Source organism: Streptacidiphilus cavernicola (genome assembly GCF_042510955.1).
Classification (GTDB): Bacteria; Actinomycetota; Actinomycetes; order Streptomycetales; family Streptomycetaceae; genus Streptacidiphilus; species Streptacidiphilus cavernicola.
In genome coordinates this window covers 24,345-37,647 of the sequence record NZ_JBHFAB010000032.1, presented here as the reverse complement: position 1 = coordinate 37,647, position 13,303 = coordinate 24,345, and the positions used below count along the sequence as shown (strand labels likewise).

The window sequence follows — 13,303 nt, the reverse complement described above, 5'->3', positions numbered from 1 at the left end:
CATGGACGACTTCCGCACCGCCGGTCACGCCGCCGTGGACCTCCTCGCCGACTACCTCGGGAAGCTCCCCGAAGGGCCGGTCTGGCAGCCCGTGGACCCGGCCGCGCGTGAGCGCCTGCTCACCCTCCCGCTGCCGCAGGACGGCCGCGGTCTGGCCGAGTTGGTCGCGGAGATCGGCGGCGAGGTGCTGCCGTACCCGATGGGCAACGGCCACCCGCGCTTCTTCGGCTGGGTGAACGCCGCTCCCGCCCCGGCCGGGGTGCTGGCGACGCTGGCCGCCGCCGCGATGAACCCCAGCTCGGCCGGCGGCGACCACGCCGACGTGCACCTGGAGCGGACCGTCGTCCGCTGGATCGCCGAGCTGGCCGGGTTCCCGCACCCGCCCGGCGGCGGGCTGCTCACCTCCGGCGCGTCCATGGCGACCATCGTGGCGCTGGGCGCGGCCCGCAACCGGGCCGCCCGGCAGCTCGGCGTGGACGTCCGCGAACAGGGCCTGGCCGTGCTGCCGCCGCTGACCGGCTACGTCAGCGCCGAGACCCACTCCTGCGTCCGCAAGGCCGCCGAACTGCTCGGCCTGGGCAGCCGAAACCTGCGCGCCGTCCGCACCGACGCCACCGGCCACCTGGACCCGGCCGACCTGCGCGCCCGGGTCCGCGCCGACCGCGCGGCCGGACTGCACCCGTTCCTCGCCGTCGCCTCCGCCGGGACGGTCAACACCGGCGCGGTGGACGACATCGCCGCCATCGCCGCGGTCTGCGCCGACGAGGGCCTGTGGCTGCACGTGGACGGCGCGTACGGGGCCTTCGGGGTGCTCGACCCGGCCTCGGCGCACCGCTACGCGGGCCTGGAGCTGGCCGACTCGCTGGCGCTGGACCCGCACAAGTGGCTCGGCGTCCCGGTCGACTGCGGCTGTGTCCTGGTCCGCGACCCGGTGGAGCTGCGCGGGACCTTCAGCCTGGTCCCCTCCTACCTGCGGGACGAGAACGCGGGCGGCCTCGGCTGGTTCTCCGAGTACGGCATCGAGCAGACCCGCCCGTTCCGCTCGCTCAAGGTCTGGGCCACCGTCGCCGCCTCGGGCCGGGACGGTATCGCCCGGGACGTCGCACACTGCGCCGCGATGGCCCGACGGCTCGGCGAACTGGTGTCCGCCGAGCCGTCGTTGGAGCTGATGGCCCCGGTCGAGACCTCGATCGCCGCCTTCCGCTACGCCCCTGACGGCGTGTCGGACGCGGTGCTGAACCAGGTCAACCAGGCGCTCCCGGTGGCGGTCCAGGAACGCGGCCGGACCTTCGTCACCGGCACCCTGCTGGACGGCCGCGAGGCCGCCCGCGCCTGCCTGATCAACCCCGCCGTCACCGAGCCCGACCTCGCCGTCCTGGTCGAGGAGGCCGTCGCCGCCGGTGCGGACCTGCTGACCGCGCTCCGACCCTGACCGCGGCCTGCCGCCGGCTCCGCCGCTACTCGACCACCAGCTCGACCGGGATGTTGCCGCGGGTGGCGTTGGAGTACGGGCAGACCTGGTGCGCCTGCTCGACCAGCTTTCGGCCGGTCTCGCCCTGGAGCGCCTCGGGCAGCTCCACCCGGAGCACCACGGCCAGGGCGAAGCCGCCCTCACCGTTGCTGCCGAGGCTGACCTCGGCGGTCACCGACGCCTCGGCGGTGTCGACCTTCGCCTGTCGGCCGACCAGGCCGAGCGCGCTGGCGAAGCAGGCCGCGTACCCGGCCGCGAACAGCTGCTCGGGGTTGGTGCCCTGGCCGTCGCCGCCGAGCGCGGGCGGCATCGCCAGGGTCAGGTCGAGCCGACCGTCGGAGCTGACCGCCCGCCCGTCACGTCCGTTGGCGGTGGCTACGGCGGTGTAGATCGCGTCCATGACTTGCTCTCCCTCGATGTGGCCCGGATGTGCTCCCTTGCGGTCTCAATAACAGCACACAATTCAGTTGTGCACAACTAGATAGTATTCTGGAGGCATGCCGCAGCAATCCGCGACCCGCGCCCCCGCCGACGAGCCCGAGGACCTGCTCCGCCTGGAGCACCAGGTCTGCTTCGCCCTGCACAGCGCTTCCCGCGCCTTCGGCGGCGTCTACCGCGAGGCGCTGCGCGACCTGGACCTCACCTACCCCCAGTACCTGGCGATGCTGACGCTCTGGGAGCACGGCGAGCTGCCGGTCAAGCGGATGGGCGAGCTGCTGCGGCTCGACTCGGGCACCCTCTCGCCGCTGCTCAAGCGGCTCGACGCGGCCGGGCTGGTGCAGCGCACCCGCAACCCGGACGACGAACGCTCCGTCATCGTCCGGTTGACGTCCAGCGGTTCGGCGCTGCGCACCCGGGCCGAGCGGGTGCCCGCCGCCATCGCCGCCGCCACCGGCCTGGACCTGCGGGAGATGCAGGCCCTGCACGGCATGCTGGCCCGGCTCACCGAGCGGCTCGACGCCGCCGGGGCGCCCGCCGCCGCGGAATGATCGAACCCGCACCGCCGGTACGTGCCAGACTGGGCCTGCACTCGACCGATACAGGAGGCCCCCATGGCTGATGACGCAGTGGCCGACAGCGCGACCGGCGCAGCAGACCCGGCGGAGGGTTCGGCGGCGGCCTCGGCGACCGACGCCACCACCACCGCTGCCGCCGGCTCCAACAGCTCCGCCGAGGCGGAGACCCCGGCCGACGACGTGAAGCGCAAGTTCCGCGAGGCCCTCGCCCGCAAGAGCGGACAGCACGGCGACGCCGCCGCGGTCGGTGGCGGCGGCGAGTCCTCGAAGATCCACGGCACCCACGGCAAGTCCGGCGGGCAGCGCGACTTCCGCCGCAAGAGCGGCTGACGCACCCCGGCCGGAAACCGGCCTTCGGCAGGACGAACGGGCGGTGGCCGACACGGCCACCGCCCTTCTCGCTGCGAACGTCACGAGATTTTCACAGAGCTTCCCGTGCCTCGGCCGAAAGCGGCAGGATGTGCGGCATGACCACGATGCGCAAAGGCTCCAACCTCCCCGTGCCGACGACCGCCCTGCACGCGGTCGTGAGCTGGCGCACCGACGGGCCGACGCCCGATGTGGACGTGTCCGCGCTGTTGCTCGGCAGCAACGGCAAGGTCCGCTCGGACGCCGACTTCGTCTTCTACAACCAGGCCGTGCACTCCTCCGGCTCGGTCCGGCACGAGGGCAAGAAGGTCCAGCCCGGGGAGACCATGGACGCGGTCCTGGTCGACCTCGGCCGGATCGAGCCGGGCATCGACCGGATCGTGGTCGGCGCCTCCGCCGACGGCGGGAGCTTCGGCCAGGTCCCCGGACTGCGGCTCCGGGTGCTGACCCAGGACGGCGGCCTCGTCGCCCAGTTCGACATCGAGGGCGCGAGCAGCGAGACCGCTTTCCTGTTCGGCGAGTTCTACCGCCGGGCCGGGGAGTGGAAGTTCCGGGCGGTCGGCCAGGGGTACGACTCCGGACTGGAAGGCCTGGCCACCGACTTCGGCATCTCGGTCGAGGAGGACGACGCCTCCGCCGCGCAGCCGCCGCAGCCACAGGCACCGCAGCCGCCCGCCCCGCAGGCCCCGTACCAGCCGCCGCAGCCGCCCGCCGCGCCGCAGGGCTTCGGCCCCCCGCCCCCGGTCTACGGCTCACCGGTCCCGCCGCCCCCGGGCCAGTACCAGCAGCAGCCGTACCCGCAGCCGCAGTACGCGCAGCCGACCCAGGCCATCCAGGTGCCGCCGTCCTACGGGAACGCGCCCGCGCCCTCCTACGGCGCTCCGGCTCCGGCCGCGCCCGCGGGCCCCGGCGGGATCAGCCTGAAGAAGCAGAAGCTGATCAACCTGGAAAAGCAGATGGAGGACCGCGGCGACCGCAAGCTGCTCGACCTCACCAAGCGCGCCGCGATCACCCTGGAGAAGCGCGGGCTCGGCGAGCACACCGCACGGGTCGCGCTCTGCCTGGACATCTCCGCCTCGATGTCCACGCTGTACCGCTCCGGCAAGGTGCAGGCGCTGGTGGAGCGGGTGCTCGCGCTGGGGCTCCGCTTCGACGACAACGCCGAGGTGGACGTGTTCCTGTTCGGCGCCAGGGGCCACGAGGCCGGCAGCGTCGGTCCGACCAGCTACCAGGGCTGGACCGACCGGATGCTGCAGCAGTGGCGGCTGGAGGGCGGCACCGACTACGCCGCCGCCATGCACCTGATCCGCAAGGAGTACTTCGGCTCCGGCAGCAAGCGCAAGAAGCCGCACGCGGACAGCCAGCCGGTCTATGTGATGTTCGTGACGGACGGTCACACCAGCACCGAGCAAGCCACCAGGGACCATGTGATGTCGTCCAGCTACGAGCCGCTGTTCTGGCAGTTCATGGGGATCGGCCGCTCCACCAAGTCGGTCGACGCCCCGGCCGCCGCGCCGACCCCGCCGCCCGCCGGCCAGTCCCGCTTCGCCCGCCGCTTCCAGAACCTGACCGCCAACTGGGGCGACGGCACCTTCCGCTTCCTGGAGGAGCTGGACGACCTGCCCGGACGGTTCCTGGACAACGCCGACTTCTTCTGCGTCCAGGACCCGGCCAACCTGTCCGACGAGCAGCTGTTCGAGCTGATGATGGGCGCCTACCCGACCTGGCTCCAGCAGGCCCAGGCCCAGGGCCTGCTACCGCGCTGACACCGCGTCACACCCCCCGGACGTCGCCGCCGCGCGTGCTCAGCACGGCGGCGACGTCCTCGGCCAGCCGCGGCAGGTCCGCCGCGGACAGCCGGGACACGGTCAGCCGGACCCCCGGCGCCGACCCCAGCCGGAACCGCGCCCCCGCCGCCACCCCCCAGCCGCGCTGCAGCAGCCCGGCCACCGCGACCGTCTCGTCCGGCACCGGGATCCACACGTTCAGACCGCTGCGCCCGTGCCCGGTCACCCCGCGCGCGGCCAGCTCCGCCAGCAGCCCGTCCCGCCGGTCCCGGTACGAGCGGGCGGCCGGCCCGGTGTCCTCCGCCGCCCACAGCGCCGCGACGGTGCGCTGCAACAGGTGGGACACCCAGCCCGCGCCGAGCCGCTGACGCCCCTTCACCCGGTCCACCGTCTCGGGGTCCCCGGTGAACACGGCCACCCGCAGATCCGGCCCCAGCGACTTCGCCACCGAGCGGACCACCGCCCAGGCGGCGGTGACCGGCGCCCCGTCAGGACCGGCGCAGAGCGGGTGGATCGGCAGGTCGACGATGCCGTGTCCGTGGTCGTCCTCGACCAGCAGCACCCCGGGGTGCCCGGCCAGCAGCCCGCGCAGCTCCGCGGCGCGCCCGGCGCCGACCGAGGCGCCGGTCGGGTTCTGCGCCCGGCAGGTGACCACCAGCGCCCGCACCCCCTCGGCCAGCGCGCGGGCCACCTCGGCCGGAAGCGGTCCCTCGTCGTCCACCGCGACCGGCACGACGCGCAGGCCCAGCGCGGGCAGCAGGTCGAGCAGGCTCCCCCAGCCGGGGTCCTCGACCGCCACCGGGTCGCCGGGGCGCAGCCGGGCCAGGAAGATCCGCTCGATGGCGTCCAGCGATCCCGAGGCCACGCCGACCGGCGCGGCCGGGATGCCGTCACCGGTGAAGGAGGCCTCGGCGAGCGCACGCAGCCGGGGGTCGAGGGCGGGCCCGCCGTACATCACCGGGTCGGCGGCGTGCGCGTGCGCGGCCTCCAGGACCGCGTGCTCAAGGCCGGGCAGCAGGGCGGTGTCGGGGTTGCCGTCGGCGAGGTTGCGGGCGCCCTCGGGGACGACCAGGCGGGCGGCGTCCCGTGAGGTCAGCGCGGGCCGGGGGCGCACCCGGCTGCCGCGGCGGCCGGCCGTCTCGATCACCCCGCGGTCGCGCAGCAGCCGGTAGGCGGCGGCAACGGTGTTCGGGTTCACCCCGAGCTCGGCGGCGAGGTCGCGGAGCGGGGGCAGCGCCGTCCCCGGCTCCAGCGCGCCCGCGCCGACGGCCTGTTCGACGTCGGCGGCGATCTCTGTGGCACGGCGCCCGCGAATCCGATAATCTCCTAGCACAAAGCTGATTATGCACTAGTTCATAACTCCACGCAATGAACGCGATCGAGGATGTGACCCGCCATGCTGATCCAACCCTGGGACCGGGGCGACGAGCCGGAGTGGCGCGCCTGGCTGGCGCGGCACGACTTCGGCGTACTCGCCGCCAACGGGCCGGACGGAGCCGCGCCGGTCCTGGTCCCCACCCACTTCCTGTTCGACGGCGGCGAGGAGGTGCTGCTGCACCTGGCCCGGCCCAACCCGGTCTGGGCCGCGATCGAGGCCAACCCCCGGATCACCCTGGCCGTCACCGACGACTACGCCTTCGTCCCCGGCCCGTGGCGCGCCGCCGACGGCGTCCCGCCCGAGGACGGCGTCCCCACCAGCTACTACGCCTCGGTGCACCTGGTCTGCGAAGCCGCCCCGGTCGACGACCCGGCGAAGAAGGCGGCCCTACTGGACCGTCAGGTCCGCGGCTTCCAGCCGGACACCGCGCACCGCCCGATCGTCCCCGGGCAGGCCCCGTTCGGCCGGATGCTCTCCGGCATCCGCGGGCTGCGGCTGCGGATCGACGAGGTGCTGCCCAAGTTCAAGTACGACGACAAGAAGCCGGCCGAGCTGCAGACCGAGGTCGCCGAGCGGCTGAGCGAACGCGCCCGCCCCAGCGACGCGGGCGCCCGCACCCAACTGCTCCGCCGCAGGGACGCCCGCTCCGACACGCGTTCCGACGCCCGGCCCGACGCCCGCTGACGCTCCCTCACCGGGTCTGCTCCCGCAAGGTGTGCTCCGCAAGGTGTGCTCTGGGCCGTCCGGGGCAGAGGTGAACCCGGACGGCGCAGGGACCGGCCCTGCTGCCGCCTCCATCCGATACCACGTTCATACGCTGGTCGGATGGACCATCAGCTCGGATGGACCATCAACTCAGGGCCCCGACCACCGCCGAGGCTCGCCGCACCACCGGGAGCCTCAACTGACCAGCACCGCGACACCTCAGCCCCGAGCGTCCGGAGAGGGCAGCCTCGGCCACGTCGTCTTCATCGCCGCAGCCGCGGCCATGGGCGGCTTCCTCTTCGGCTACGACAGCTCCGTGATCAGCGGCGCCGTCACCGGGATCCAGAAGCACTTCGGCGTCGGCAACGGCGAGACCGCGCTGGTCGTGTCCTCCGCGCTGCTCGGTTCGGCCGTGGGCGCGATGGGGGCCGGCTGGCTGGCGGACAGGATCGGCCGGATCAAGGTGATGAAGATCGCCGCCGTGCTGTTCGCCATCAGCGGCATCGGCTCGATGTTCCCGCCCAACATCTTCGTCCTCGGCGTCTGGCGGGTCATCGGCGGCGTCGCCATCGGCATGGCCTCGGTGATCGCCCCCGCCTACATCGCCGAGGTCGCGCCCCCGGCGGTGCGCGGACGGCTGGCCTCGTTCCAGCAGGCCGCGATCGTGCTCGGGATCTTCATCTCCCAGCTCGTCAACTACGCCCTGAACGAGGGCGCGGGCGGCAGCCCCAACGACCCGATCGCCGGAATCCAGGCCTGGCAGTGGATGCTGGGCGTGGAGACCATCCCGGCGCTGATCTACTTCGTGATGGCCTACGCGATCCCCGAGTCGCCACGGTTCCTGATCTCGGCGGGCCGGCTCGACCAGGCCAGGCGGGTGCTCTCCGACGTCGAGGGCCCGGAGAGCGACCCGGACGCCCGGATCGCGGAGATCCAGGGCGTGATGGCCAGCGAGCACAAGTCCACCCTGCGCGACCTGCTCGGCGGCAAGGCCTTCCTCAAGACGATCGTCTGGATCGGCATCGGCGCCTCGGTGTTCCAGCAGTTCGTCGGCATCAACGTGATCTTCTACTACTCCTCGCTGCTGTGGCAGTCGGTCGGCATCAACGCCAGCAACTCGCTGCTGATCAGCGTCTCCACCTCGCTGGTCAACATCATCGGCACGGTGATCGCGATCGCCCTGGTCGACCGGATCGGCCGCCGCCCGCTGGCCCTGGCCGGCTCGGCCGGCATGGCCGTCGCCCTGGCCACCGCCGCCTGGGCCTTCTCCTACCGTGTGGGCAAGGGCACCAGCGCTACTCTCCCCAACCTGCAGGCCACCGTCGCCCTGGTCGCAGCCCACGTCTTCGTCCTCTGCTTCGCCTTCTCCTGGGGCGTCGTGGTCTGGGTGCTGCTCGGCGAGATGTTCCCCAACAAGATCCGCGCCCTCGCCCTCTCCGTCGCCGCGTGCGCCCAGTGGATCGCCAACTGGGCCATCACCGTCAGCTTCCCGTCCCTCTCCGACTGGAACCTCTCGGCCACCTACTCCATCTACGCCTGCTTCGCGCTGCTCTCCATCCCCTTCGTCTACTTCTTCATCAAGGAGACGAAGGGCAGAACCCTGGAGTCCATGGGCTGACGCATGGCGGCCACTTGGCCTCCATGCAGCATCGCTGAACCGGTACTACTCCCGAAGAGGATCATCAGAGGGGCCGTCATCCCAACCTGGGGCGCGGCCCCTCCGGTGTCACGCTGGGGAGTCCCTGGGGAGCGGCGGGGATTCCCCTAGCCCCCGCGTCGGGCATGAAGGGGGCTTCGCCGGGAAAGGCCCGACATTGTCCCAGGCAAACGTGGCCATGCTGTTAACCCGCCGGGGTCGGCCTCGTTCGGAGCACTGCGGCCAGCGCGCGTTCCCACGGGTAAGCCTTGGGGTCGCCCCGCCCAGGAAGGTTCGGCACGAAGCCACCCTCACCCAGGAGCATCTCAACTCCGGCACCACGGAGGTCCGTAACGCTGCGGTCGAACTGCGGGTGCTTGAGGAACGCCGCGTTCACGCAGGGCATCGCCACCAGCGGGATGCCCTTCCCGATCGCCTCCGCAGCACAGCCGACTGTGAACGACGTCGTGATCCCGAGCGCCCACGAGTTGATCGTGTTGAACGTCGCCGGGGCCAGCAGCACAGCTGACGCCGGCGGCCACGCGTCCGGCTGCCCAGGCAGCTTGTACCGGCTGCGGACTGGGTGTCCCGTCAGGGCCTCAAGCGCGGGCAGGTTGTCAGCGAGCCAGAGCGCCGCGGTCGGCGTCAACCCAAGGCACACGTCCCACCCGTCCGCTTGCGCCCGCTCCACGACCTCGGCGATGTCGAAGACGGGCGGCGCGGCAGAGCCGAAAAGGTACAGCACATGATCAGCCATAGCGGTCACCCAACCCCAGGCGCTGCGGTCATGCAACCGCCCCCGCCGCTGGGCAGTAGGGGCGAATGCAGTTCCCTCACCATGAGTGCCGGGTACCGTTCCAGATGACAAGTCAGGAACGGGGTAAATTATGCCCATTGCAGACGATGAGCACACCGGTCAGCGCGTCGCCCGTATCCGGAAGCTACGCCACCTCACCCAACAGGGTCTCGCCACAGCTTCGCATTCCTCCGCCAGCATGGTCGCGCAGGTCGAGCAGGGCAAGAAGCAGCCTAGTCCGGCGCTCCTTGCCGCCTATGCCCGAGCCCTGTCCGTACCGGTCACTGACCTGGCCGGGCAGCCTTACCTGGCTGAACTCCAGCAGGACCAGCTCGACGGGCTGATCAACCCGATCCGCGAGTCCCTCGACGTCTACGACCTCGGCGCCGACCCCGGTATCCGCCCGCGGTCACTGGACAACCTCGTACTGGACGCGGACCGCTTGTGTTCCCTGGTGCGGGCGACGGATCTGCGCACCGCAGCCTCTGAACTCCCCGGACTGATCCAGGAGATCACCACCTCCGCTCACCTCAAGCCGAGCGACCGCGCCTGGTCGGCCCTGGCGAGCACCTACCGGTCGGCCTACGACGTGGCGACGAAGCTCGGGTTCTACGACCTGGCATCGATCGCCCTGGACCGGATGGCGTGGGCCGCGGAACGGGGCTCGGACCCGGCGATGGCCGGTGTGCGCCAGTATCTGCGGTCCCTGGGGTACCTGCGGGCCGGCCAGTACCGCACGGGCCGGAGACTCGCCGAAATCGGCCACCAGACCGTCGCCTTGGCGGATCCGGGACGGGCACGGGACGCGGTGACGGGGCAGCTTCACCTAGGGGCCGCAGTCCTCGCTGCCCGGGACAGGGACGGCGACACCGCGATGGGCCACATCGACGAGGCGCGCCGGTATGCCGAGGTGACCGGAGAGGCACTGCAGGTCCACTGGTTGACGTTCGGGCCGACGAATGTTGCTGTGCACCACGCGAGCATCCTGGTGGACCAGGATCTATATGCACAGGCCCTCGCTGTGGCCAAGACAATCAGAGTTCCTGAGGACTGGCCGGCCTCCCGGGCCTCGCACCACCGGGCGGAGATCGCCAGGGCCCAGCTGTGGACGGGTCGTATCGAGGCGGCGTTCCGGAACCTGCTGGAAGCCCGGCGTCTGGCACCGCAGCAGACCCGGTACAGCCCTACCGTGCGGGACACCGTGACGGGCCTGTTGACGGCCAAGCGTGCGGCACCGGACACGCTCGCGAACTTCGCCGCCTGGGTTGGCATGTAGCCCTGCCGTGAAGTCAAGGACTAACACTGAAGAGTGTTAGTTACGGGTTTCATGCGCGATCACTCTGTGACTGTGAGCAACAGTCCAGGGAGGGCGTCATGAGGATGGAACAGCACGTTCGGCTCCCGTGGATGCCACCTGAGCAGACCATCGGCATGGTGTCCGTCGGCCGGTGGGGGATGCCATCGTGGTACCGCAGCCGCTGGGCCTCGACGCCTTGCAGCTTCTGGACCACAAGACCGGGCACTGCCCAGGGCCAGTGACCTGGGAACCCAGCGCCTTGCGGCCACGCCTGTACTTCCTCGTCGCCGCAGGCACCTCAGTCAGTTGGTCGGTACCCGACACAGTCGCGCTCGGCGCGTCCACCTACGTCGGCGTTCCAGGATCCACAACCCTGGAACCACCTGGGCCGCACTGGCTGTGCCCACCAGATCCGGACCGCCCCGACCTCGTCGACACAGAGGCTCTAGCCGACGCCCTTCGGGCCGTACAGGCGGCGTCATGACACGGCTGACCCCGTCTGCGGGCTGGCTGATCCCACCCCAGTCGGTCGACGGGTGCACGAACACGGTCCCCGCAGCCTGCGGAGGGCTTGCCCTGCAAGATCGCACCATGACCACCGCCCCGCCAGCAGCGCGCCCGGCACCGACGAGGTATCTGACCCCGGAGTGCCAAGTCGGCTCCGCGACCCCCGGCTTCCCTGACGGCTGCCCGGCCTGCCCGCACCCCGGCTACCAGAGCGAGCACCTCGGCTGGGTGCCGCGGATCTGCGCCTGCGCATGCCACCAGGAGGAGGACACATGACGCCCACCGAGGAACCCGAAGGCACCGCGGCAGGACACTGCCGGTACTGCGGAACATGGTCCGCAGCCGGGCGCATCGTCGCCGAGATCCACAGCGACTCCGGGGCCGGCGCCACCATCGTGCAGTGCCCCGACCGGTGCCCGACGGTACCCGCGGCGACCAACAGGCCCAGGACGTGGACACCCTAAGCGGTAGATCCACGGGGCGTCCCGCCTGCCGTTCGGCGCTTCCCGGGGTCGGACGAATCGCGCGGGAGGCGCACGCCAGTCGGGTACCGGACCGAGCTGTGGTGCGGTCGAAAACCCTTCGCCTCCGGGGGTGGTCGTTGCCTACGATCGTGTCAGCGGGATGGCGCAGTTCGGTCAGCGCGGCGGGCTCATAATCCGCAGGTCACGGGTTCGAATCCCGTTTCCGCTAGGGCGTCGTACCCCAACGGCAGAGGGATTCGGTTCAGGACCGAACCAGTGTGCGTTCGAATCGCACCGACGCTACGCAAGGCGCTGCGCGGGGGTTTCTTTCGGTCCCGTCGGTGTCGCGCGTTGAGCGCTGGGCGCAACGGGGCCTGTAAAGCCCTGGCCTTCGGGCACGCGAGGTTCGATCCCTCGGCAACGCACCGCGCGTCGGCCGGTTCCGTCCCTCGGTCCCTCCGTCCGGCGCCGATGGGTCGTAGCTCAGCCCGGCCAGAGCATCCGGCTCCAACCCGGAGTGCCGCAGGTTCGAATCCTGCCGACCCAGCAGCCGCACTACCCTGCGTCGTAGCACCTACCGACCAGCGAACAGGGGAGCATCGCCGATGTCGCGCAACGCCGAGTTGAGGTTCCGGGCCGTCACCGCGTTCCAGCGGCGGATCGCCAACCCGCTGATGTCGCGGCTACCGGGCCAGACCCTGCTGGAGACCACCGGACGGACGTCCGGCCTGCCCCGGCGCACACCGCTCGGCGGGCGGCGGATCGGGGACGTGTTCTGGATCGTCTCCGAGTTCGGCGAGAAGTCGCACTACGTACGGAACATCCAGGCGGACCCGCGGGTACGGGTCCGGATCAGGGGCCGCTGGTACGGCGGCACCGCCCACCCGCTCCCGGAGGACGACGCGGTCGCCCGGCTCAGCACCCTGCCCCGGGTCAACAGCACCGCAGTCCGGTCCCTCGGCGGCAACCTGATGACCATCCGCGTCGACCTCACCGAGTGAAACCCGCACGGCTGCGTCAGCCGTCCTTGCGGTCCGACCCGTCGTCAATTCCGCCACCAGCCCGGTCGGCTCGGCCACCGACGCATCCAACGCCCTCCCCCGACCCGTCACACTCCCCCGACTCCTCGCACTCCCCCGCACCCTCCCGGTCCCCCGCGACCGCCCGTACCCGGGCCGCTGCCGCCGCCAGGTCGACCCCGGCGCCGAGCAGCACCTCGGCCGCCCTGCTCTCCGGGTCGGAGACCAGTTCGGCCAGCAGGTCCAGGGAGTCCGGCTCGCCGCCGTCGCGTATCAGCGCGGCGAGTCCCGCACGCCCCAGCGCCGCCGTCGCCGAACGGCTCCAGCCGGGCGACGCGGACAGCCGGGCACGCGGGGCGCCCGCCCCCTCCCCCGGACGCCAGTCCCGGCCGAAGCCGATGCTGCGCTGGGCCAGATACCCCATCAACCGCGTTGACTGGGTCGGCAGTTGGGCAAGCAGGCCGAGCGCCCGCTGATCCGACTCCAGCAGGGCGTGCAGCAGGTGGCCGGTGTCGACCTCGGCATCGCCGGCCCGTACCGCTCTGCGCCGCGCACGCGCGGCAACCGGCTCCAGCGCCCCCGCCCGCTCCAGGCGCTCGACGGCGGCCCGGTCGACGGCAAGGTGCTCGGCAGCAAAGCGATCCGCGCCGACGCCCGCGAGGTGACCGGAGGAGGCGCCGGGGATGCTTCCGGAGAGATTCAGGGACACGTGATCCACCACATCGTCAGGGACGGGGCAGGTACGGCAGGGCCTGGTGGGCCCGCTGCCACCGGCAGTCTGCTGCGTAGCGTGAGCGGCAGTCAACCCACAGATACGATCTACTCATTGTCCCCCACGCGTCCGACAGCGACCGCCCC

At 71.8% G+C, this 13,303-nt stretch carries 13 protein-coding genes and 3 tRNA genes; 12 read left to right on the top strand and 4 right to left on the bottom strand.

Annotated features, from left to right (window positions below):
* Position 1 precedes the first annotated feature (1 nt).
* Entirely contained in the window at positions 2-1,432 is a 1,431-nt protein-coding gene (locus ACEZDE_RS30745; RefSeq protein WP_380543310.1) for a pyridoxal phosphate-dependent decarboxylase family protein, read from the top strand.
* Between the two features lie 25 nt (positions 1,433-1,457).
* On the opposite strand, the gene ACEZDE_RS30740 is transcribed toward ACEZDE_RS30745, so the two are convergent.
* The gene (locus tag ACEZDE_RS30740) at positions 1,458-1,871 is read right to left on the bottom strand and encodes an organic hydroperoxide resistance protein (RefSeq protein ID WP_380543307.1); all 414 of its coding nucleotides are present in this window, start codon (positions 1,869-1,871) and stop codon (positions 1,458-1,460) included.
* Between the two features lie 97 nt (positions 1,872-1,968).
* On the opposite strand from ACEZDE_RS30740, the gene ACEZDE_RS30735 reads away from it, so the two are divergent.
* From ACEZDE_RS30735 to ACEZDE_RS30725, 3 genes are all read left to right on the top strand, one after another.
* A complete protein-coding gene (locus ACEZDE_RS30735; RefSeq protein WP_380543304.1) occupies positions 1,969-2,460 on the top strand; it encodes a MarR family winged helix-turn-helix transcriptional regulator in 492 nt (163 codons plus the stop codon).
* A gap of 63 nt (positions 2,461-2,523) precedes the next feature.
* Positions 2,524-2,817, top strand: a complete 294-nt coding sequence (locus tag ACEZDE_RS30730) for a DUF5302 domain-containing protein (protein WP_380543301.1) — start codon at positions 2,524-2,526, stop codon at positions 2,815-2,817.
* Between the two features lie 137 nt (positions 2,818-2,954).
* Positions 2,955-4,622 (top strand): VWA domain-containing protein, encoded by a 1,668-nt coding sequence (locus tag ACEZDE_RS30725; protein ID WP_380543298.1) that lies wholly within the window; start codon positions 2,955-2,957, stop codon positions 4,620-4,622.
* Positions 4,623-4,629: 7 nt separating this feature from the next.
* Here the strand turns inward: ACEZDE_RS30725 and ACEZDE_RS30720 are convergent, their stop codons facing one another.
* A complete protein-coding gene (locus ACEZDE_RS30720) occupies positions 4,630-5,976 on the bottom strand; it encodes an aminotransferase class I/II-fold pyridoxal phosphate-dependent enzyme (protein WP_380543295.1) in 1,347 nt (448 codons plus the stop codon).
* A gap of 63 nt (positions 5,977-6,039) precedes the next feature.
* On the opposite strand from ACEZDE_RS30720, the gene ACEZDE_RS30715 reads away from it, so the two are divergent.
* On the top strand, positions 6,040-6,705 hold the full coding sequence (locus ACEZDE_RS30715) for an FMN-binding negative transcriptional regulator (RefSeq protein WP_380543292.1): 666 nt from the start codon (positions 6,040-6,042) through the stop codon (positions 6,703-6,705).
* 220 nt (positions 6,706-6,925) lie between these two features.
* A complete protein-coding gene (locus tag ACEZDE_RS30710; protein ID WP_380543447.1) occupies positions 6,926-8,344 on the top strand; it encodes a sugar porter family MFS transporter in 1,419 nt (472 codons plus the stop codon).
* Positions 8,345-8,567: 223 nt separating this feature from the next.
* Here ACEZDE_RS30710 and ACEZDE_RS30705 read toward each other — a convergent pair whose 3' ends face one another.
* Positions 8,568-9,119, bottom strand: a complete 552-nt coding sequence (locus ACEZDE_RS30705; protein WP_380543289.1) for a flavoprotein — start codon at positions 9,117-9,119, stop codon at positions 8,568-8,570.
* Between the two features lie 130 nt (positions 9,120-9,249).
* On the opposite strand from ACEZDE_RS30705, the gene ACEZDE_RS30700 reads away from it, so the two are divergent.
* The 6 genes from ACEZDE_RS30700 to ACEZDE_RS30675 all read left to right on the top strand — a co-directional run bounded on the left by ACEZDE_RS30700 (position 9,250) and on the right by ACEZDE_RS30675 (position 12,427).
* Positions 9,250-10,434 (top strand): helix-turn-helix domain-containing protein, encoded by a 1,185-nt coding sequence (locus ACEZDE_RS30700; protein ID WP_380543286.1) that lies wholly within the window; start codon positions 9,250-9,252, stop codon positions 10,432-10,434.
* A gap of 612 nt (positions 10,435-11,046) precedes the next feature.
* Positions 11,047-11,238, top strand: a complete 192-nt coding sequence (locus tag ACEZDE_RS30695) for a hypothetical protein (RefSeq protein ID WP_380543283.1) — start codon at positions 11,047-11,049, stop codon at positions 11,236-11,238.
* A gap of 342 nt (positions 11,239-11,580) precedes the next feature.
* A tRNA-Met gene (locus ACEZDE_RS30690) sits at positions 11,581-11,655 on the top strand.
* Position 11,656: 1 nt separating this feature from the next.
* Positions 11,657-11,729, top strand: a tRNA-Leu gene (locus ACEZDE_RS30685).
* Between the two features lie 169 nt (positions 11,730-11,898).
* A tRNA-Trp gene (locus ACEZDE_RS30680) sits at positions 11,899-11,973 on the top strand.
* 58 nt (positions 11,974-12,031) lie between these two features.
* Positions 12,032-12,427, top strand: a complete 396-nt coding sequence (locus ACEZDE_RS30675) for a nitroreductase/quinone reductase family protein (RefSeq protein ID WP_380543280.1) — start codon at positions 12,032-12,034, stop codon at positions 12,425-12,427.
* Between the two features lie 16 nt (positions 12,428-12,443).
* On the opposite strand, the gene ACEZDE_RS30670 is transcribed toward ACEZDE_RS30675, so the two are convergent.
* Complete coding sequence (locus tag ACEZDE_RS30670; protein ID WP_380543277.1) at positions 12,444-13,154, bottom strand: Clp protease N-terminal domain-containing protein; 711 nt, start codon at positions 13,152-13,154, stop codon at positions 12,444-12,446.
* Between the last annotated feature and the right edge of the window lie 149 nt (positions 13,155-13,303).